The sequence below is a fragment of the Candidatus Thiodictyon syntrophicum genome (assembly GCF_002813775.1).
GTDB classification, from domain to species: Bacteria; Pseudomonadota; Gammaproteobacteria; order Chromatiales; family Chromatiaceae; genus Thiodictyon; species Thiodictyon syntrophicum.
Genome location: NZ_CP020370.1, coordinates 6,345,348 through 6,365,170, shown reverse-complemented (window position 1 = coordinate 6,365,170; position 19,823 = coordinate 6,345,348). Strand labels below are relative to the sequence as shown.

Annotated in this window: 15 protein-coding genes; 5 read left to right on the top strand and 10 right to left on the bottom strand. The window is 67.5% G+C overall.

Translation table 11 applies throughout. The features are described from left to right. Positions 1-24: 24 nt before the first annotated feature. Complete coding sequence (locus tag THSYN_RS27265) at positions 25-3,120, top strand: SH3 domain-containing protein (protein ID WP_100921903.1); 3,096 nt, start codon at positions 25-27, stop codon at positions 3,118-3,120. 145 nt (positions 3,121-3,265) lie between these two features. Here THSYN_RS27265 and THSYN_RS27260 read toward each other — a convergent pair whose 3' ends face one another. The 6 genes from THSYN_RS27260 to THSYN_RS27235 form a co-directional block, all read right to left on the bottom strand. Further along, positions 3,266-3,952: an MT-A70 family methyltransferase gene (locus THSYN_RS27260; protein WP_100921902.1), complete on the bottom strand. Its 687-nt coding sequence runs from the start codon at positions 3,950-3,952 to the stop codon at positions 3,266-3,268. Next, positions 3,936-4,133 carry a BglII/BstYI family type II restriction endonuclease gene (locus tag THSYN_RS27255; RefSeq protein ID WP_236848719.1) on the bottom strand — a complete coding sequence of 66 codons (198 nt, stop codon included), beginning with the start codon at positions 4,131-4,133 and terminating at the stop codon, positions 3,936-3,938. The genes THSYN_RS27260 and THSYN_RS27255 overlap by 17 nt, the downstream gene beginning before the upstream one ends. A 21-nt stretch (positions 4,134-4,154) precedes the next feature. Further along, on the bottom strand, positions 4,155-6,464 hold the full coding sequence (locus tag THSYN_RS27250) for a tetratricopeptide repeat protein (protein ID WP_100921901.1): 2,310 nt from the start codon (positions 6,462-6,464) through the stop codon (positions 4,155-4,157). A gap of 290 nt (positions 6,465-6,754) precedes the next feature. Further along, positions 6,755-7,957 carry a serine hydrolase domain-containing protein gene (locus tag THSYN_RS27245; protein ID WP_100921900.1) on the bottom strand — a complete coding sequence of 401 codons (1,203 nt, stop codon included), beginning with the start codon at positions 7,955-7,957 and terminating at the stop codon, positions 6,755-6,757. Positions 7,958-8,145: 188 nt separating this feature from the next. Then, complete coding sequence (locus tag THSYN_RS27240; protein WP_157817967.1) at positions 8,146-10,215, bottom strand: vWA domain-containing protein; 2,070 nt, start codon at positions 10,213-10,215, stop codon at positions 8,146-8,148. Positions 10,216-10,275: 60 nt separating this feature from the next. Further along, positions 10,276-11,457, bottom strand: coding sequence for a hypothetical protein (locus THSYN_RS27235; protein ID WP_100921898.1), 1,182 nt, complete (start codon positions 11,455-11,457; stop codon positions 10,276-10,278). Between the two features lie 388 nt (positions 11,458-11,845). Here THSYN_RS27235 and THSYN_RS27230 point away from each other — a divergent pair, with 388 nt between their 5' ends. Next, positions 11,846-12,736: an Lcl domain-containing protein gene (locus THSYN_RS27230; protein WP_100921897.1), complete on the top strand. Its 891-nt coding sequence runs from the start codon at positions 11,846-11,848 to the stop codon at positions 12,734-12,736. 172 nt (positions 12,737-12,908) lie between these two features. Here the strand turns inward: THSYN_RS27230 and THSYN_RS27225 are convergent, their stop codons facing one another. From THSYN_RS27225 to THSYN_RS27215, 3 genes are all read right to left on the bottom strand, one after another. Then, positions 12,909-13,394 carry a cyanophycin metabolism-associated DUF1854 family protein gene (locus tag THSYN_RS27225; RefSeq protein WP_100921896.1) on the bottom strand — a complete coding sequence of 162 codons (486 nt, stop codon included), beginning with the start codon at positions 13,392-13,394 and terminating at the stop codon, positions 12,909-12,911. A gap of 36 nt (positions 13,395-13,430) precedes the next feature. Continuing rightward, positions 13,431-15,653, bottom strand: coding sequence for a cyanophycin metabolism-associated ABC transporter (locus THSYN_RS27220; protein WP_236848718.1), 2,223 nt, complete (start codon positions 15,651-15,653; stop codon positions 13,431-13,433). 572 nt (positions 15,654-16,225) lie between these two features. After that, positions 16,226-16,510, bottom strand: a complete 285-nt coding sequence (locus tag THSYN_RS27215; RefSeq protein WP_157817966.1) for a hypothetical protein — start codon at positions 16,508-16,510, stop codon at positions 16,226-16,228. A 688-nt stretch (positions 16,511-17,198) separates the two neighbouring features. Here THSYN_RS27215 and THSYN_RS37495 point away from each other — a divergent pair. The 3 genes from THSYN_RS37495 (at position 17,199) to THSYN_RS27200 (ending at position 18,319) form a co-directional block, all read left to right on the top strand. Further along, the gene (locus THSYN_RS37495; protein WP_100921893.1) at positions 17,199-17,315 is read left to right on the top strand and encodes an SUMF1/EgtB/PvdO family nonheme iron enzyme; all 117 of its coding nucleotides are present in this window, start codon (positions 17,199-17,201) and stop codon (positions 17,313-17,315) included. Between the two features lie 88 nt (positions 17,316-17,403). Further along, positions 17,404-17,730, top strand: a complete 327-nt coding sequence (locus THSYN_RS37490) for a formylglycine-generating enzyme family protein (RefSeq protein WP_100921892.1) — start codon at positions 17,404-17,406, stop codon at positions 17,728-17,730. Between the two features lie 133 nt (positions 17,731-17,863). Beyond that, the gene (locus THSYN_RS27200; RefSeq protein WP_100921891.1) at positions 17,864-18,319 is read left to right on the top strand and encodes a hypothetical protein; all 456 of its coding nucleotides are present in this window, start codon (positions 17,864-17,866) and stop codon (positions 18,317-18,319) included. A 350-nt stretch (positions 18,320-18,669) separates the two neighbouring features. Here THSYN_RS27200 and THSYN_RS27195 read toward each other — a convergent pair whose 3' ends face one another. Further along, positions 18,670-19,173, bottom strand: a complete 504-nt coding sequence (locus tag THSYN_RS27195; protein WP_100921890.1) for a hypothetical protein — start codon at positions 19,171-19,173, stop codon at positions 18,670-18,672. Between the last annotated feature and the right edge of the window lie 650 nt (positions 19,174-19,823).

The window sequence follows — 19,823 nt, the reverse complement described above, 5'->3', positions numbered from 1 at the left end:
GGGTGCCCACGCGTAAGGTGAGCAATGGTCGGAGCGGAAAACCGCGCCCGTTGCGGGCGACCGGACTGCCGGGTCGGGCTGCTGGTCCTGATCCTGCTCGGGGCTATCCCGCCGGCACGGGTGAGCGCGGCCGAACCGCGCCTGCCCGGGGAGTCGCGATGTTTCGGTCAGATCTATACCGGCACGCGCGGGGACGCTGTCCCGATCTGGCTGCACCTGGTCAGAAGCAAGAGTGACCTGAGTGGCTCTTATTATGAGCAGAGCGATAGCCAATACGACGCGGCGACGAATCGCTACCGAACACGGGAGTTGTATGGCAACCTGGCGGCGGACGGGCAATTCGTCCTCCGGGAAACGGACCGGAGCAATGCCGGCGACCCGCCGCGCACCGGCAGGATCGCGGGCACCTTCGATCCCCGGGGCGAGGCCACCGGGTCCTGGGAGTCGGCGTCTGGTGAGCGGTCGGCCCCGTTTCATATCAGGCCCGTGGACAGCCTGGAGCAGGGACGGGAGCCGCGCTGGCGGCTGCGTTTTGCGCCGGGGAGCCTGTCGGACGAGCCCGGCCCGGTGTGGTTCTCCATCGCCGGGGGCCCGGAGCTGGTTCTCACCCGGCCGGACAATAAGGCGGTCGCGCCTTGTTTCCCCCCCCAGTCGTTCTTCGCGTATGCAGATCTTCTTGATCCCGGGTCGGTCCAGGTGCGAAGACTCGGCGGCGAGCCTGATGTCTATTGGATGACCTACGATCTTAAGAGCGAATACTGGAATCGGCGGGAGCGCGAGCGACGCCAACGCGTGGTGCTTGCGAGCGATACTGAGCATAGCCTGTTCGATGAGTGGTCACAGGATTTCAGCGGCTCGGGCAACGGGAGCTGGAGCTTCGAGCGGTCTGAGGACTATGCCGCAAGTTATCGCGGGGACAGCCTGAACGTCGTGAAGACGACGACCGCCGGCGAGGAGGTCGAGGACGATTGCGGACAATGCGAATACGCACATGACAGTTGCACCGCGGACTGCGATAGCTTCAAGTGTGCGCGGGAAAGGGCCGACACGTTGGCGCGGTGCCTGGATCTCTGTCGTCGCGATTGCGAACGAGAAGACTGGATGCAGGAATGCTACGCCGGGAAGATCACACTCCTGTCCTCGGCAAGCAAGCGGGTGCGCAAGCTCGAGGTTCCGACCGGCCGTGTCGAATCCGACCAGGTCTTGGCGACGCGGACCTATACGCCGGGTTGGTTTCGTTGCTCAAGTCAAGCCAAGGCGCCGCTGCGTTTTCTGGTCCGCGACGACGGCCGCACCGCATGGCTGCTGGTGCGTGACGCGCAGCAGGGGCCGGTCGACCTCGATCCTGAGACGCCCGTCGCGATTCCCGCCCATACCGCCTGCTGGCTGTATAACCGGGAGCCCTGGGACAAGCAGGATGGGGACCGGGTCTATCCGTCGGCACCGCCGGACCAACTGCGTCCCAATCCCGTGGTTCCAGAGGATTGCTGCATCCTGGAAGTCTCCGCCGACGGGAAGCGGACTTTCCTCTATGGCAAGGGCAGCGATGAGAAGCCGGGCGCTTTGCTGGCCGTTGTCGACAATGACATACAGGGCTGCTACAGCGCCAATGTCGCGCAGAACGGACGCTGGGGGAAGGCCTGGAGCGAGCCGTTCGGACCTGACCAGCGGATGATCCTCGGCTCGGGTGGGCGGCTGCGCAGTGCGGCCTTTGCGGGTGCGCCGGAGATCCGGTATCCGGGCACGCAGGGCGGCGCGGCACGCCTTGCCATCGGCACGCCGGTCCTGGTCCTGGGGCGCTCAGCCCTGGCCACCCGCGTGGCCGGGGTGCAGGACTACTGGTACTACGTCGTGGGGCCGCAGCGTGTCAACGGATGGGCCTTCGGTGGACTGCTGACGCCCTTTGATTCTTCCCATCCCGAACAGGCCTACCGTCGGATTGTGGAGCATTACCTGGCAGCGGCGTCGCACGACGCGATGGAGGAGGCCGACTTCGCGGCCTTCCTTGGCCGGCTGCGGGCCGAACTGCCCAAGGCGGCGGCGCCGGCCGGGGAGGCGCAGGAGGGGCCGCGCCGACTGCTCGAGCGCTTCGACGAGCGGATGCAGACCTGCCGCACCCCCGGCCGCGCCCTGCAAGGGCACAGGGGCGCGGTGCGGGTGCAATCCGTGCCCCGTCACTCACGCATTACCCTTGGCGCGGGCGTGCTTGTGCGGCCCGACCCGCAATCCGGTTGCGGGCAACTCCAGCGCCTCCCCCTGGGGACGGTGGTCTCCGTGACGAAGCGGACCGCGGGGACTGAACGCATCGGCGATGTCGAGGACCGCTGGTACCAGGTGCAGACCGCCGACGGCATCCTGGGTTGGGTCTTTGGGGGTCTTCTCGCCCCCTTCGATCCGGCCCATCCGCAGCAGGCGTACCGGGTGATCCTAGAGCGCCATGCCGCCGCCGCGGGCGCTGCCTTCCGTGATGAGGTCGAGTTCCTGCAGTTCCTTGGAACCGGCCGCGCCCACCTGCCGCCAGCGCTGTCTCCCGATCTGGAGTTGGCACGCTTGGACAGCATCGACCGGCTTGCCGCCATGGCCCCTGCGTTCGGGCTGGAGACCCTGAGTGCACCCTGGCTTGCCGCTCAGTTGGCGGGATTGGAGCCTTATCTGGTAGAGGGCTATCTGCGAATCGGTGACGCCTACTGGGGCTGGCATGACCGCAATCCGCGCCACCCTGCCGCGGAGCGGGCGGCCTGGCGTGGGACCCGGAGCCCGCGGGTGATCGGATTGGATGGCCCGGTGGACGATGGGGAGGCCGAGGGCGAGGACTGCGACGAGGCCTGTGCCGCAGCGGCCATTGCGGCGCTCCCGGCCGACCCCTTCATCCGCTATCTCGCGCTCTACCCCTTGGCAGTCCATGCCGCAGAGGCGGCTGGGAAGGTGCAGGAAACCCTCAGTGATTATTTGACGACCTGGTTGGACGAGAAGCCGGAAATCGCCTGCTGGGCCCCGGTCCGCCAAGGTCTGGAGGCCGCACTGGGTTCCCTGCAACCGGTCAAGGATGCGCGGGTCAGCGCGACCGGGGAGGCGGGCGCCCGGATCAGGCAACTGATTACGCGCTGTATGGCGCAGTGATCCTAACGGCCATGGCGCCCGCGCCACCCCGAAAGATGAACGTTGCGGGGGCCATGGCCGTTCCCTCACCCCGCCCTCTCCCAAAGGGAGTGGGAGAACTGGAGCGCGCTCCCGGCGCGACTTTCACGGTAAATCCGGCAGCTACTCACGCCTTGCCGCGATAGGCCGCCGGTGTTTCCAGCGGGCGCAAGTGCGGTTCGGTGTGGCCGGTGCGCAGGGCCACACCGTGAAAGGAGTTGCGCTCCACGTCTTCATTGCCCCACTGGTCCCAGCCGTCGCGCTCGAAACGGGCGAAGAGTTCGAGATAGGGGCCGGGGGAGCAGCGCTCGATGAGGTCGAAGATCTCGTCCGGTTTGCGTGAATGCTCGCGCTTCTGGGTCGAGAGCAGATTGACCTGTCGGCGGCCCGGCGCCAGGGTCCGCATACCGCCGCGCACGCCGAACAGGACCATCTCGGTGACGTTTCTGAAATAGAAGCCCACACCGCGCCCATCCGGTCCGCCGTCCTTGCGGACCTTGTACCAGATCAGATTCGACTTATAGGTGAAGCCCCAGGCGGCCATGACGCGCAGGCCCTCGGCGAGCAGGGCATTGGGTACCCACAGATACAGGTGACTGCGCTCGGCGGCGACCTCCTGCACCGGCAGGTCCATGATGTCATTGACGGCCATAGTCGGGTAGCGGAGCAGGCGCCTGTGTTCGGGCGCCATCTTGCCGGTGCGGTTCTGGAACTGCCACGGGGGGTCGGCGAGGATGGTGGAATAAAGCTCATCCACCTTCGACAACAGGTCCTCACCGGGGGTTGGCCCGGTAATACTAACAACTTTGGTCATATAGGGTGTCTCTAATCCCAAAAACGAGCAGTGGGCAACCGCCGCTGCCGCCTCCCTCGATCTTCGGCAGCAGCTTGCTCATATGCGTCGTTGAGGCTCCATAGCTGCTTCCGCGTCCCAACCTGGCAAAAATACTCTGCAATGAATCACATCGCGTAATGATGACGCCAACCGAGATCACCCTCTCAGGGTACTCGCGCGGTCACGGTTGCTTCAAAGAACCCCTTAACTGGTCGACCGTCGGGTCCCCCGGCGCTACGGCGGCCAGCTTGTCCAGCCAGGCGGTCGCGGCCTCGCGTTGCCCGAGCTTGGCGTGGTACTGGACCAGGGCGACCAGCAACTCGGTATTAGCCGCGTCGCGCTCGGCGGCCGCCGCCAGGACTGGCAGGGCCTCGGCGGTCTGACCGGCGCCGTCCAGGGCGATGGCGTAGACATAGGCGTAGCGGGTGTTGGCGGGTGCGAGTTCCACCGCGCGCTTCAGATCGGTCAGGGCCGCGTCCAGGCGCTTGGCCCGCACCAGTGACAGGCCGAGCGCGTGGTGCAGGTCGGCGCTCTCGGGGTCGACCGCGAGGCCGGCGCGCAGTTGCGCCTGCGCCTCGGCCTCCCGGCCCTGGCCGCGGTAGAGGTCGGCCAGGTTGGCATGGGCGGGGATGAAGCGCGGGTCCAGGGCCAGGGCCTCGCGGTAGGCGCGCTCGGCGACCTCCGGCTCCCCGGCGGTGAGGGCGATCAGGCCCAGGTTCAGGTTGGCTTCGGGGCGGTCGGCGTTGACGCTCTCGGCGGCCACATACTCCTGCAGGGCGCTGTCCAACTGACTGGCCAGCTCCGCGCCCATCGTTTGGGTCGCGAGCGGCGCCAGCACCCGGGTCGCCTCCAGGCGCACGGTGCGCGCGGGGTCGGTGAGCAGGGGCCAGGCCTGTTCGGTGCGGGTGCGCAGGTCAGTGACTTCGAGGTAGCGCACGGCGGCGGCGCGTACCAGCGGGTCCGGGTCCTTGAGCAGACGGGGCAGCGTCAGCATGGCGTCCCGGCTCGGGTGTTCATGGAGCCGTTCCAGGGCGCTGGCGCGGGCGATGGCGGGCTGGCCCGGGTCGCCGGCCAGGGCGAGCAGGCGCGCCGGGGCGTCCGCCGCGTTGGTGTCGGCCGCGTGCAGGGCCTCGCCGAAGTGGGGGCCGCGGCGGGCCGGGTCCGGGAACCAGCCGGCCACCGCGGCGGCGGCCCAGGCGGCGTCCTTGTCCTGGTGACAGGCGTTGCAGGCGTTGGGGGTGCCGAGCGTCTCGGACAGGTCGGGGCGCGGCACCCGCAGGCTGTGATCGAAACGCGGGTCCACCACCATGTAGAGGCGCCGGGGCATGTGGCAGGCGACGCAGGCGGTACCGGTGCCGCCCGTGGCGTGGTGATGGTGGGTCTTGTCGTCATAACGCTCGGCCTGGTGACAGCGGGTACAGACGGCGTTGCCCGCGGCCTTGAGCTTCAGGCTGTGGGGCTCGTGGCAGTCCGAGCAGACGACGCCCTGGTGGTACATGCGGCTCTGGATGAAGGAGCCGTACTCATAGTCCTCGTCTTTGATCTGGCCGTCCGGGAAGTACAGGGACGGCGACAGCAGGGCGAGGCGGAACCCCTGATGCAGGGGCTCGCCGGGGGTCAGTTCGTCCCAGATACGCCCGCGCCGGGAGTGGCAGCGGGCGCAGGTCTCGTTCTGCGTCTGGCTCTTGCGCGGCACCGTGCGGGCCGGCTTGCCGGTCGCGGGGTCGGTCTGCCACTGGCCGCCGTCGCGGTCCTTTAGGTCCACCAGCAGGCCCAGGGTCGGATCAGTGGACGCGGCGGGCGGCGTCGGGGCGGTGCCGGACGCCTTGGCGGCGACTGCCGCCTGGGCCCAGGCGACGTGGCGGGAGCCGGGGCCGTGGCAGGCCTCGCAGGCGACGTTGATCTCCGCGAAGCGCGTGTCGTAGACGTGGCGCTCGGCGTCGTACCCCTTCTTGAGGTCGGTGGAGTGACAGTCGGCGCACTGGTAGTTCCAGGTCTGGTCGGGCGCCGTCCAGTGCAGCGGGTTGCGGTGGTCCATCTTTTCGTTCGGGTAGAGATGGAACCAGCGCTGGCCGCCTTGGTCCTGGGGGCGGCTGTCCCAGGCGATGCCGAGGCTTTGCAGGCGTCCGCCGGGGAACTCGATCAGGTATTGCTGGAGCGGATACCAGCCGAAGGTATAGCGGATGGGGTAGTCCTTGAGCGTCCCGTCGGGGCCGTCGGTGCGGACGAAGAAGCGCCCGTCGCGCTTGAAGAAGCGTGAGGTCACCCCGTGGGCGGTGAACTGCACGTCCTTGAAATCACCCAGTACCGTCTTGGCAGTCGGCTCCTTCATGGCCCGGTCGTGAAAGGAGTCGCGCCACAGGTCGCGTTCCTTGGCGTGGCACTCGCCGCAGACCGCGACGCCCAGGTAGCCCGCCTCCGGCGCCGCCGCCATGGAAGATGACAGGATCGGTATCAGCAGCAGGGCGGGCAGCAGGGTGCGCAGGTACATGGCGGTGGGTCGCGTCCGGGTGGTGGGGGCAAAGAGGCGTAATCGGCGGGCGGCATGATCCCAGAAAGAGCAGTCATCCACGGATGAAAACAGATTATCGCAGATAATTCATGGACTTACGCTTGGCCGGGCACTCACCTTGCCGGTGATTGTGACAATAGGGATAAGCGCATGACAATGCAAAGAAAATCTGTGTTCATCTGTGTTCATCTGTGTTCATCTGTGGATTTCAGGGTCATTGGTCCGCGCAGCGGACCCTACGGGCTGCGGTTAAATCGCGCCTTTCGGGTCTATCGGTGGGCCGCCACCGCCGCGTGAATGTTCGTGATCAGGTCGCCGGCCTTGTTTTCCGCGTCCGACGGTTGGCTGTTCAGCCCCACGGCGAAGATGATGCCGTCCGCCGGGGTATAGACATAGAGCACGCGAAATCCCAGCGTCTCACCCTGATAGTACCAGCCGGTGCCCATGGGCGCCTTGCTGAACTGGGCAACCCCGAGGCCGAAGCCGTGCGGATCGGCGGCCGAGGTCGCCGCGATCGGCTGGCCGGTCTTATTGGAAACGATGGAGAGCAGCGCCTGCCGCTCGGGGGCCGCCAGCAGCGGGGACTGATAGAGCGCAGCGACCCAGTGGGTCACGTCCCGCGGGGTCGCGACGATGCCGCCCGCGGCCCCCGCCCAGGACATGTCCATGCGGCTGACATCGCGGCCCAGCAGCTTCGCCAGCCCGGCGTTTTCCGGATCATGGCTCCAGAAATAGCCCGCCGCCAGCCGTGCGTTGACGGTGTCCGGATAGGTGTCGGGGCTGTAGTAGGTGGCGGTGAGCCCCAGACGCTCACCCAGGAACCGCTCCGTGATCTCTTGCGCATAGGGGTGGCCGGTCACCCGCTCGATGATCATGCCCGCCAGGATGTAGTTGGTATTGGAGTAATTCCAACCAGTCGTCGGCGCCATGGCGTCGGGGTAGGTCGGATCGGCGAAACCGACCAAGACCGGCGGCGTCCAGTGCCGCTCGAGCCCCACGGCGGCCATTGACTTCAACATGGCTGGGCTATTGTCGTAGCCCGGAATCCCGCTCGTCATGTGGAGCAGCCGACGCAGGGTCACCTCTTTCCAGGCCGGATATTCGGGCAGCAGTTCGCCCAGGGGCTGCTCGATACGCAGCCTTTTCTCCGCCTGGAGTTGCAGTAGCGCCGCCGAGGTGAATGACTTGGTGATGCTGCCGATTTGGAACAGTGTCGCTGGCGTGACCGGTGCCGCGTCTGCCGCGCGTGCCACCCGCCCGGCGACGACGTTCAGATTGTCCTGCCCGCCCGGCAGCAGCACGCTGATCGACACTGCCGAGATGTGTTCGGGCTCGCCCCTGGTGCTCAGGTAGTCGTCGGCGATTTGCTGCAGCGCCGCCTGCATCGCGCCCCGGTCCGTCGCCGCGGCGGGGTGGACCCCGAGCGCCAGGGCGCAGACGAGCAGCAATTCCCCAAGGTTAAACTTCGGCATCTGAGTGGTCTCCGGCGCAAGGTTGGAAAAGAGGTAAGCCCGAGCGCTGCAGTGTCCCCGCGCGGTGGCCGATGCGTCAACCGGATTCCAGCAGTTGGTCCGCGAAAAACCGACGTCTGGGAACGGTTCACTGATAAACGACAACGACAACGATTGTGTTTGTGTTTAACTGGTTCCTGACTCGTTACCTAGGGCAGGTCGCCGAGCGGAATGGGATAGACCAGCTCCGATTGGTCGCGCCCGCCGCTTTGCGCCAGGTCGACCCATTTGTCCTGATCGGCGTAATAGAGCCCGTAGCGGCGGATCTTCTTGTTCAATTGGTCGATGAATTCGTATTGGCGCATGGCGCCCCAGCGGGTCCAGGTGTCCTGGGTCAGGGCCAGGACGTCGCTCTTGTAGGGTAGCCCCTGGAGGTACTCGCCCAAGAGCCCGAGGTCGGCGAGCCGGGTGGACTGGTCGCGGCTGCCGGCCTGGGGGTCGACGCTGAAGCGGGCGGCGACACTGGCCAGGCGGTCGAAGAAACTGCGGGTGCCCTGTTCGGCGTTCAGGTCGGCCTCGGCGGCCTCCACGATCCCCTTCAAGACTTGTTGCAGGTCGGAGAGTTGATCCTTGGTCAGGAGCACCCGCACGTCTACGGCGTAGCGGGAGGGATCGGCGAAGTCCCGGTCGCTGATCCAGGCCTCGAAGACCTCCGGGGCCCGGGTCCCCTCGACCTGACCCAGATAGGCGAGTCGGGCAGCGTGGCCCAGGCTGTCGACGATGGCCCGGATCTGCGCCGCCTGGTCTGTGCCGGCGGGTGTGGCCGCGCCGGGCGGTGGTTGGCCGGGTGCGGCCGGGCGTGCGAGGTTCTCGATCAAGCGCCCGGCATAGGTGTCGATGGCCGCGGTGAAGGCCCTGACACTGCCCTCGTCGATCGGGAAATAGGCGGTCTCCTGGTTGACGGCGTTGCGTGACAGGGTGCGGTACTGGGCGGCGGCGGGCTCGGTGTTGCCCTGGCGGCGGGCCTCGGGGGTGAGGAGATGCAGCACGGCGATGGAGGTCCCGGCCTCGCCGGCGAGGCTGCGCAGGCGCGCGGCATCGAGCCCGGTGCTGGATTGCACCCGCTGACCGGTCGCGGGGTCGCGTTGGGAGCCGTCGAGTGCCCCGGCATCGGTGATCAGGATGATGTGGCGCTCGGCAAAGCGCTGCCGCCAGTCGGGGGTGTCCAGCGCGGCCTGGATGCCGGCATAGGGGTCCTCGTCGAACCGGTCGGTCGCGACCCGTGCCTCATCGAGGGTGCGCACGCGCCTGAGAAAATCGCGCCCATCCTTGATCTCGGCCGGGTTGGCGTAGGTGCGGGCGATGAATTCGAGCCCCGCGGCCTTGGCGGGGTCGCCCGCGGCGGCGCGAAAGGCGACCAGTCCGAAGGCGACCCGATCGAGCAGCCCGGCCGCGCGGACCTGCTGGTAGAAGCGCGCGACCGCGGCCTTGGTCTGGGCGATGTAGGGTCCCATGGAAAGCGTGGAGTCGATGACGAAGATGACGGCGGCGCGGTAGGGCGTCGGCAGCGCGGGTGCGGCCGGCGCCCCCGGTGTGGGGGGCGCGGACGCCGCCTGGTCGCTCGGGTTCTGGTTGGCAGCGGGGTCCGGCAGGGTCACCGAGGCGACCTTCAGCGCCCGCACCTTGTCGCCGGTGGCGGCGCGGTACTCGGCGAAATCCAGGATCGGCAACAGATAGAAATGCCGGCTTAAGTCGATGAAATTAAAGGGCTCCACCGCCAGGACCCGCGGGTCCGGCCGGCCCTGCGCGACGCTGTCTCGCAGGGCCGCGGCGGCTGGTCCCGGGGCCGGGCTGTCGAGGATGGCCCGCAGGTCATCCGCACCGCGCAGGAACAGCATCGGCGCGCGCCCGGCCGCCCGGTTGGTGAAGGCCAAAGTGAGTTGCTGCCGCCAGGGGGTCGTCCGGCGCGTCGGCAGCCAGCCCAGGACGCTCTCCTCGCGCGTCCCGGTTCCCACCCGCAGCCACTCCTGCCCGTCGGCCGTTTCCCGGGCATAGACGTAGAGTCGGGACAGGGCCTTGAGCGGGTCGCGGCCCGGGCCCCCCGGGGTGGCGGCGACCATGGCCCCCGGGTGGGTCAGCACCCGCTCATAGAGGTCGCGCTTGCCCGCGGGGTGAAGCGGTTCTGCCGACGCGACCCAGGCACCGGTCAGCAGGGCCAGCAGCAGGGCCGCACGCCAGGGTCCGGGTCGCTGCGAGCGGCGCAGGGTGACAGGCTTCACGGTGGCACTCCGGGTTGCGTTCATTTGTGGCCGAATACTCTCTTTGGGCGTTTCGGCTGCTCAGCGTTGTTGCAGGGCCGCGAGTTGGTCGGCGGCCTGCGTATCGCCGGCCGCCGCCGCCTTGCGCAGCCACGCGATGGCGTCCTGGTAGACGGGCCCCGCGTCGGCCTCGGCCAGGAGCAGTTGCGCGTAGCGCCGCTGCGCCGCGGGGATCCCGCCCTCGGCCGCGCGTTGGTACCAGACCTGGGCGCTGTCGGGGTTGGGCCCGGCGAAGCAGGGCCTGGGTTGAAAGTCGGCCGGGTCATAGCGTTGCCCCAGGCGCCGCGCGAGCGTCGCATCACGCTTGGCGGCGTCGATGAAGAGCCCGATGGCGGCCTCGCAGTCACCCGCCTGCGCGACCCGTTCGGCATGGCCGAAGAGGTCCGCCGGGGCCAGGTCCTGGCCCTTCAACTCCAGAAAAAGTGCCTTGCCGACCAGGGCCCCGGCGCTTGGCCCCGGTGTCGGCCTGGTTGGCGGCGGGACCGGTGCGCGGGTCTGCGCGGCCAGATACCACCAGAGCAAGGCGGCGCTGCTGACGATTGACAGCGCTGCCGCGGCCCAGTGTCCCAGTGTCCGGCCGCGGGCGAGTGCGCGGTCCGCGGTGCCTGGGCCGCCGGGCGTGGCCGCGACCAGGGCCGCTGCGGCCCCCACCGACTCCGGGGCCTCAAGCGGTGCGCGCCGCATCGCGTGCGGCGGCGGGGACGCCGCCCCCGGCCGCGGTCGACCTGGTGCGGGCGCGTCACCCGCGGGTCGGTCGGCGGGGCGTCTCGCGTCGGCCAGGGTCGGATCGGGAGCCGGATCGGGGGTCGCCGACCCGGCCGCCGGGTCAGGTTCGAGTTGGGGGGTCGCTGCGCGGTCCGGTGCAACGGCCTGGGGGGCTCGCGCGAGGCCCTCCAGCGGCCCGCAATCCGCGAAATCGCGGCGCCGCACATGCACCAGCAGCGCGTCGCCCGTGGCCGCGCGAAGGCCCATGGTCAGCGCCGCGCCGACGCCGAAGCGGACCCCTGCATCGTCGTCGTCGCCCAGGCGCGCGCAGGGATACCAACTGGGCGCCGCGTCCCAGCGCCCGTGCGGCGTCAGATAGCGGTCATCAACGCGGCGCTGGACCGCCACCAGGACCTCGGAGCCGACCGGCGGCAGCCCGCGGACGCGCAAGGTCCCCCGGTCCGCATCCGTGGCCTCGAACTCGATCTGCAATGCCATCGCGCGGCTCCTCCCCAACGCCGGGGTCCACTGGTCCCGGCGATCCCACCATAGGATATCCCCGGCGCCCGTCCTAACTCCAGCTTGCTTCGCAGTTTGCACCACGGTGCTGACCACTGGTCCGATGATCGGGCGTTCGCGCCCGGTGGTCAGAAAACCGCTTTTGCGATTTGCGTCGCAGCTTTCCACAGCGGATAGCCGATACTTAAGTTCGGTGCGTTCGTCAGGTGGTACTCGCCGTTGGTCGCCAGCATCACTGCCCTGACTGTCTGTTTTCGATAACAAAGAACGCTTGATGGGATTCGGAAATCAATCCCTTGCCGTAGTACGACGCTTGACGCACACAGCCATAAGTCATCAGTTCAACCGCAGTTCAGGGGCACAGACCATGCTGAATCATCGACTTCTTCAGAGCGCCTTGGTAGCGACGGCCTTGGGTTTGCTGCCGCAAGCGCAAGCCGCGAGTCCCGACCAGGCCGAGAAAGCCCACCATGGGCGGCCAACGCAACCCGCGATTCCGGACGCGGACGGGGTCTTCTGGGGGTGTTACTCCAAGCTGTTGACGGTGGTCCGCTTGATTGACCCGGCGCGCACGCACTGCAGCGCAAGCGAGGTCATGATCCACTGGAATGAGACCGGGCCGGTCGGTCCGCAGGGTGTGCAAGGGCCGGCGGGTGCTGACGGCGCACCCGGCGCTGACGGCGCCCCCGGCGCTGACGGGGCTCCCGGTGTTGCCGGTGCTCCCGGCGCTCCCGGTGCGCCCGGCCCAATGGGTCCGCAAGGCCCGGCCGGGTCGAAGGCGGCCGGTCCCTGCTATAATAACGACCAAGATCGTTATCAGGACTGCAATAATGGTACCGTGACGGATACGGTGACCGGCCTGATCTGGCTGAAGCAGGCAAATTGCTTTGGGGAGAAGCCCTGGAGTCTGGCGAACCAAGCGGCCGCGGGATTGGCCAGCGGGACCTGCGGTTTGAGCGATGGCTCGTCGGCCGGCGACTGGCGATTGCCCACTGCCGCGGAGTGGGGTGCGACGGTTGCCCAGGCACACGACATGCATTGTCAAGCGCCCGTCTTGACCGACACCTATGGCGGCAATTGTTATAACACAGCAACAACGCCGCCTTTCTTGGACGTTGGGGGCCGTTACTGGTCGTCGGAAACCTACGCGCCAGCCCCCACCTCTGCGTGGGACATGGAACTCGACGATGCCGGCGCGGCCGGCCTTCCCGGCAAGGACATTAGCGATTTAGTGTGGCCGGTGCGAAGTGGACGATGAGGCGCCTGGTTGCCTGGAGTGCCCGGTCTTTATCCCGGGCCTTTGAGGATGCCGTGGCAGGCCCGGTGCCGTCGTTTCGATTGGGTGTTCCGGCGCGCGGGCCGGTGGGGCATCGGTGCCCTCGGCAAGTCTTCGCGCCCCTGTCGACAGGTCCGGATCACTCCCTCGGGACTTAAAGATACCGATCCACTGCCCGCCGACTGTAGGGGTCCAGGTGGCGGGTATCGGGGACCAGATAGCGGATGCCCTGGGAGTCTTGCAGCAGGGCGCTGTAGGGCCCCAGGCGGCGCACATCGTCCTCGGTCTTGAGGACGAAGCGCGTCAGCCCGCGGTCCGTCTCGACCTCCCACTCCGCGGGCTCCAGATAACTTGAGACCAGGATGACACGCCGGACCTGGGGCACGAATTCGCGTCGCGCCAGTTCGTCCTCCAGAATGGTCCGCAGCGCGGCGGGCAGGGCGCTCAGGTCCTCGATACAACGCAGTTCGCGCCCCTCGGCATCGCAGATGATGACCCAATGGCCGGGGTCGGTGATCGGGTAGGCGCGCACCGGCACCGCGTCCGGGTAGTCGCGGCCGGTGGCGTCGCGGTAGACGAGGCGGCCGAAGGGGTCGATCCGCAACGCGAAACCGGGGTCGGACGGGGGCGTCTCAGTCATGCTCCTGGGCTCCTGATCTCAACTGGACTGTTTGACCTACAGCGTCAAATGCTGCTTCGCCTGCTCCAACTGGGCATGGTAGAGCCGCGCATAGGCCCCCTTCTGCTCCAGGAGCGCCTTGTGGGTCCCCACCTCGATAATGCGCCCGCGCGCGAGGACCACCAGCCGGTCGGCGCGGCGCAGCGTGCTCAGGCGGTGGGCGATGGCGATGGTGGTGCGCCCGTGGGTCAGGTTGTCGATGGCGCCCTGGATCTCGCGTTCGGTCTCGGTGTCGACGGAGGACGTCGCCTCGTCCAGGATCAGGATCTGGGGGTCGGTCAGGAGCGCCCGGGCGATCGAGATGCGCTGGCGCTCGCCGCCGGAGAGTGACTGGCCGCGCTCCCCGACCAGTGAATCGTAGCCGTCGGGCAGGCGCAGGATGAACTCATGCGCGCTCGCGGCGCGCGCGGCGGCCATGACCTCTGCCCGGCTGGCGCTCGGGCGGCCATAGGCGATGTTCTCGGCGATGGTGCCGTAGAACAGGAAGGGCTCCTGCAGCACGATCCCGATGTTGCGCCGATAGGCCTCTACCGGGAAGGAGCGGATGTCGACCCCGTCGACCAGGATCTGCCCCTCGGCCACGTCGAAGAAGCGGCAGATCAGATTCACCAGCGTGGTCTTGCCCGCCCCCGTATGGCCCACCAGTCCGATCATCTCCCCGGGTCGGATGGCAAGGTCGAGGTCGTGCAGGACGCGCCGCGGCCCGTATTGGAAGGAGACCGCCCGGAACGCGATGGCCCCCGTCACCCGGCCCGGTGCCACCGGGTGCAGCGGTTCCGGCACGCTGGGCACCCGGTCGAGGATCTCGAACACCCGGTGGGTAGCGGCGGCCGCCCGCTGCACGGCGCCCACCAGGCGGCTCAGGGTCTCAAGGCGTGCGTAGAAGCGCCCGATGTAGGCGACGAAGGCGGTCAGCACGCCCACGGTGACGTTGTCCTGGCCCACCTCCCAAACCCCGAAGGCCCAGACCACCAGGAGCCCCAGCTCGGTGAGGAAACTCACGGTAGGCCCGAAGAAGGCCCAAAGCGTGTTGACGCGCATATTGGCGCCCACGACGTTCTCGTTGGCCTCGTTGAAGCGCTCGATCTCGCGTCGCTCCTGGGTGAATGCCTTCACCACCCGGATGCCGGGGATGGTGTCGGCCAGCACACTCACCATGTCCGCCCAGGCGCGGCTGCCCCGCTCGAAGCCATGGCGCAGCCGCGCCCGCACCCGCTGCACCAGCCAGGCGATGAGCGGAAAGGGGGCGAGTGTCACGAGGGCCAGGCGGGGGTCGATCGACACCAGGACCGCCGACACCATGAGGATGGTCAGCACGTCATTGAGCAGATCGAGCAGGCTCACCGACAGAAACTGGCAGATCCGGTCCGTGTCGCTGCCGATGCGCGACATCAGGTCCCCGGTGCGCTTGCCGCCGAAGAACTCCAGCGACAGGGCCTGGAGGTGCGCATAGGTCTCGGTGCGCAGATCCGCGCTGATGCGCTCGCTGACCACGGCCATCACATAGGTACGCCCCCAGCCCAGGAGCCAGGCGAGCAGCGCCGCGCCGCCCAGACCGTACAGATAGAGTGCCGCCAGGTGGTAGTCGAGCGGGGCCCCGGTCGCCTGGTGTGGGATCAGCACCTTATCCAACAAGGGCATGGTGAGATAGGGCGGCACCAGCCCGGCCGCGGTGCAGGCGAGCATCAGGCCGAAGCCGAGCGCGATCAGACCGGCCCGCGGGCGGGCGAAGCGCGTCAGGCGCCACAGCGAGCGCCCCGGCGGCGGCAGCGGCGGGGCGGCGCAAAAGACACAGGTCGCCTGGCCGGGGGGGAGCGCGGCGCCGCAGGTCGGGCAGATGGTGCCCTGAGCCTCGGCCGTCTCCGTGGTCAGACCCTGGCCGCGGTCGATCGCCGCCTGGCAGACCTCGGCGAACTGCGCCGCCGCCGCGGTGCGGGCGCCGGTGTAGTGCCAGACGGCGACCAGTCCCGTCGCCCCCAAGGCCGCCAGGCGTCCCGCCGCGCCGCGGTGGCCGGCGCGCACCGACGTGAGGGCCGCGAGCGGCCAGGAGGCCCAGGCGCCCGCCGCGGTCCCCGCCGCCCGCCCGAGCAATCGGCGCTCGGTCAGGCACAGTTGCCCGGACCCATAGTGGCGGCGCTCATCCAGATCCGGCTCGAACCAGGCGAGCGGTGTCTCGCCCGGTTCGAGCAGGGCCTTGACCTCGGCGGACCAGCCGGGCACCGCGTTGATCTGGGGGTCTGGGGGTTCGGCTGCGACTGGGGGCGGTGATGTGGCCACTGGACTGCAAGGATCGACGTGAGCTGGTGGGCGCCGGCGACAGTGCCGGGTCGCGCAATGGTCGCACTTGTGTGGGGGATTGACCAGGACAGACGCCGATTTTGCGTCCGGCCTGGGAGCGCCGCACCCCAGTGCGGCGCGATCTCGCGGATAACCGCGGCGGTGCGGCTTGTGCGGAGGCCGGGCCGCACTGGGGTGCGGCGCTCCCAGTACGCGTTGCGGCTACTCGCCTTGGGTCGGACGGGGCATTCGCCCCGTCCGCAACGTTTGCTCCGGACCCGCGGGTCTGCCGTGCCCATCGGCGACGGAATAAACACTTGGGACGGGGCGAATGCCCCGTCCCGCCCGGGGGTTTAGCGCCGCAGCCCAAGCGCCTGGAGTCCAAGGCTTCAGCCTTGGAGCGCGCCAAGGCTGAAGCCTTGGACTCCGGGCAGAGGCGGCGCGGTCGGCGAGTGCGCCCTCATGGCAGTGGCGAGGCTCCTGGCAACCAGATCAACCTGGAAGTCGCATTTATTTCACGCAAAGACGCAAAGTTTTTCGTAGACCCTGAGCTTGCCGCGGTTGAGGGGGACCACCAGCGTGCAGGCGAGGCCGACCGCGACGGGAAGACTCGATGGAAAACAGTAGCAATATTCATTACCATCGAACCAGGAGGTACTGATCCATAGGCAAATGTTGAGAAGCCCAGCATTCGGATGGACATTGCGCCGCTGGCCGCGGATCTGGTGCGGGTGCTGGCCCCGGTCCCACGCGAACTGAACCAGGACGCAGATCGCGGCACCCAACCGCTCGGTCGGCACGGGCTGGACCAATCAGGCCGGAGACAGGCCGACGTCATCTGGGAGCGGCTCGGTCCCGTGCTCGGCCAGGACTCGGCGGCGGCGAAGGAGGTCGCGGCCCAACCGGGGGACCCGGATGCGCAAGCGGCGTTGTGCGGAGAGCTAACGCGTCTGCTCAAGGACGATCCCTCGTTGGCCCAGGGGCTCGCCGCCCTGGTTGACGACACCCGGTCTGCGGGCGGCACCTGGACCGGAATTCAGGGCCACGGTAATACCCTGGCCCAGGGTCAAGGAGCGACCGCCGCGACCGGAGGTTCTACCGTCGTCCGCGGCAATCTGACCCAAAATATTTTCCCGCTGCTCGATGCTAGCCCGCTATCCCTGAGTGCGGCCGACCGGGAGTTGGCCCTTGGGCGCTATCTCCGGCACGTCATCAGCCGCAACCGCTACCTGGAGCTTGAAGGCAACCGTACGCGGCCCTACCCACGAGACACCCGTTCACCTTCACCAATTGCAGTTACCTGCGTATTGGATCTCGCGGGTTCCCATCACCAATGCGTAGTATCGTCTATTTGTCAAGCACACGGAGGGGCGTGTCGCCCGCGTACCTGGCCATTGCGAAGGCGACCGTCCGCCCAAGCGGTTGGAGGGTCATCCGGTGGTCAACATCACCTGATACCAGGCCTACCTGTATTGCGTCTGGCTGGGCATGGTCACGGAACAGGATATCCGCCTGCCGAGCGAGGCGGAGTGGGAAAAGGCAGCCCGTGGGGATCAAGACCAGCGTCAGTATCCATGGGGACATGGGGAGACACATTCGAGGTGACTCGCTGCAATTGCCCACGGCTAGGACTGGGTAAGACTACTCCAGTCGGCGTATTTCCTGACGGGGCGATCCCTTCGGTTGCCTGGACATGAGTGGTAATGTATCGGAGTGGACCCGCAGTCTGTGGAGTCGCACTCGGACGGAAGTGGTCGACTTTTCAGTTGGTTATCGTCCGGAGGCAATATCCCACCTCGGCCATGACGAGTTCATGTGCGTCGGTTACCCCATACGGGCGACTTACAGCCGCTTGTGCAGCTACGCATACAAGCCGCAAGACGGTCGCGAGGGCCTGGATGCGGAACGAACCGATCCACGCGTGTTGCGCGGCGCTAGTTGCACCAGCCGGCACTACCAAGACCCAACCGTCAGCAGCAACGGTGTCGGGTTCCGCGTCGTCTTATACCGCCCCGACTAGTCCGCGCCAATGCCTCGGTTTACCACGGCCGACTTGGAAATGGCCAGCGACGCATGAGACCCCCATCACATTCCATTTCGATCCCACGACACCAGAACGAAACCTCCCCTCACCTCGACCACCGGAGAACGACATGGACATAGCCCCCTTGGCCGCGGACCTGGCAAGTCCGCTCGCCCCGCTGGTCCCATTATTGACTCAAGGCGGCGAGAAGGCCGCCGAGGCGCTCGGGGAAAAACTCGGGCAGGCTGGCTGGGAGCAGGTCCGGGCCATCTGGGACAAATTGCACGGTCGGCTTGGCGCGGACTCGGACGCCTTGCAGGAACTGGCCCTGACCCCCGACGACGCGGACGCCCAGGCGGCCCTGCGCGTGGCCGTCAAACGACTCCTGCTGTCTGATCCCATCCTGAGGGATGAACTCGCCGACCTGCGCAATCAGTCGAAGTCAGCCGCTGTCACTGCGGTCGGGATACGCGGGAACGGCAATGTGATTGCCCAGGGCGCGGGTGCGGTCGCCGCCGGACCCGGCAGCGTCGTGGTGGGCGGCAGCGTGCGTGGGTCGACTATCAATGCCGGCCATCGCGAATGAGACAAGCCGTGACTGGCTGCCCTTGGTAACGAGTCAAACACGAACGCAATCGTTGTCGTTGTCGGCCTTGATCATAATCCCGGCCTATCAGCCAACAGCGAGGTCTATGGTCCGCACAGCGGACCCTACGGCCCCGCGCCCGTAGGGTCCGCTCTGCGGACCAGCGACCTCCCCTACAGCAGGGTGGCCGGATTTATGGTCAAGGCCTGGTTGTCGTAATCGAGGTTATCGTGGCGCCCTGGATTCTCTTGCAGCCCAAATGGCATCGCTTCTCCGATTACGACAACGACAACGACAACGACGATGTCCTAGACCGGCTGATCGCTTGCGTGGTCCATCGTCATCACCCGTCACTGGGTGCGCGGTCCGAAAAAGATCCGGTGCATCCGCTCCCGGCCGATCACGCGGGTCAGTTCACGCATGGTGCAATACATGAGGATCAGCACCAGCAGCAGGAGCTGGACCGCGAGAAAATGCGGCCAGACCTGTTCGGCAAGCAGCTTCTCGTTGCCGGCGATGATGCCGCCCGCCTGTCGGGCGAAGTCGATGAGACGCTCCAGGTAGTGGATGAGCCCGGCGACCACGAGGTAAATCAGGGTCTTCCAGGTGATGTTGTAGATCAGGGGCCGGTCCGGATAGCGATTGATGACGGGCAGCAGGTCCGCCAACAGGACGGCCTTGCCGAGGATCAGCGCCGCGACCGCGACCGACAGCGTGGTGCCGAGCGCGATGCCGGTGCCCTCGAGCATCAGGCTGCGGATGAGCGCGACGATGTGCAGGGCGATGAAGAAGAAGAGCGTCGGCGGCAGGATCGCCAGGAACTCCTCTTTGATTCCGGCCGAGAGTTTGCTCATGGTGTTGCGATGACCGTCCGCGTGAGGTCCGGCAGCTCCCCTCGGTGCCGGGACTGGGTTTGACGAGATAAGTCACGAGTCAAGAACAAGCTAAACAAAACACGATCGTTGTCGTTGTCGTTGTCGTTGTCGTGATCGTAATCGAAGAAGCGATGACATTTGGCGTGCGAGAGAATCCGGGGCGTTACGATAACCTCGATTACGACAATGACAACGACAACGACAACGACTGCGGAACAGCGGACCATCGCCCACTGCCGGGTTGTCAGCTGAGGGACTCAATAGGACACATGGTACATTCAGCAAAATCAAGGCACAAGCCGCGCGTCGCCGGGAATCCGGGGCCCTGGGCAGGGCGTCGGGCGTGGCGCTTGCGCCGCGGCGCCCCGGGCGCGCCCGCGGACCGGTCGCGGGCCTGCCCGGCACCGCGCGTCACCTTTACAGATCTCGACTTTACGCGGCGCTCGGCATACTATCCCCGGCCGACCTCCCCACCCCTCGACCTTACGCCTGTCGCCGTTGTGGACCATGGAGGGTCGACCCTGGGTCGCGCGGCGGGCGTCCGGCCCCCGACGCTACCCTTGAGGTGCCTCCCGGGCCTTGAGACGGCGGTCGACCTCCAGTCGCCGACCGGCCGGCAGCCCGGACCC

What these genes read in the sequence shown, in the direction of transcription:
- THSYN_RS27265 (WP_100921903.1), top strand. Translation starts at nt 25, where the DNA reads ATGGTCGGAGCGGAAAACCGCGCCCGTTGCGGGCGACCGGACTGCCGG.
- THSYN_RS27260 (WP_100921902.1), bottom strand. Translation starts at nt 3,952, where the DNA reads ATGACCAAAGTTGTTAGTATTACCGGGCCAACCCCCGGTGAGGACCTG.
- THSYN_RS27250 (WP_100921901.1), bottom strand. Translation starts at nt 6,464, where the DNA reads ATGTACCTGCGCACCCTGCTGCCCGCCCTGCTGCTGATACCGATCCTG.
- THSYN_RS27245 (WP_100921900.1), bottom strand. Translation starts at nt 7,957, where the DNA reads ATGCCGAAGTTTAACCTTGGGGAATTGCTGCTCGTCTGCGCCCTGGCG.
- THSYN_RS27235 (WP_100921898.1), bottom strand. Translation starts at nt 11,457, where the DNA reads ATGGCATTGCAGATCGAGTTCGAGGCCACGGATGCGGACCGGGGGACC.
- THSYN_RS27230 (WP_100921897.1), top strand. Translation starts at nt 11,846, where the DNA reads ATGCTGAATCATCGACTTCTTCAGAGCGCCTTGGTAGCGACGGCCTTG.
- THSYN_RS27225 (WP_100921896.1), bottom strand. Translation starts at nt 13,394, where the DNA reads ATGACTGAGACGCCCCCGTCCGACCCCGGTTTCGCGTTGCGGATCGAC.
- THSYN_RS37495 (WP_100921893.1), top strand. Translation starts at nt 17,199, where the DNA reads ATGGTCACGGAACAGGATATCCGCCTGCCGAGCGAGGCGGAGTGGGAA.
- THSYN_RS37490 (WP_100921892.1), top strand. Translation starts at nt 17,404, where the DNA reads ATGAGTGGTAATGTATCGGAGTGGACCCGCAGTCTGTGGAGTCGCACT.
- THSYN_RS27200 (WP_100921891.1), top strand. Translation starts at nt 17,864, where the DNA reads ATGGACATAGCCCCCTTGGCCGCGGACCTGGCAAGTCCGCTCGCCCCG.
- THSYN_RS27195 (WP_100921890.1), bottom strand. Translation starts at nt 19,173, where the DNA reads ATGAGCAAACTCTCGGCCGGAATCAAAGAGGAGTTCCTGGCGATCCTG.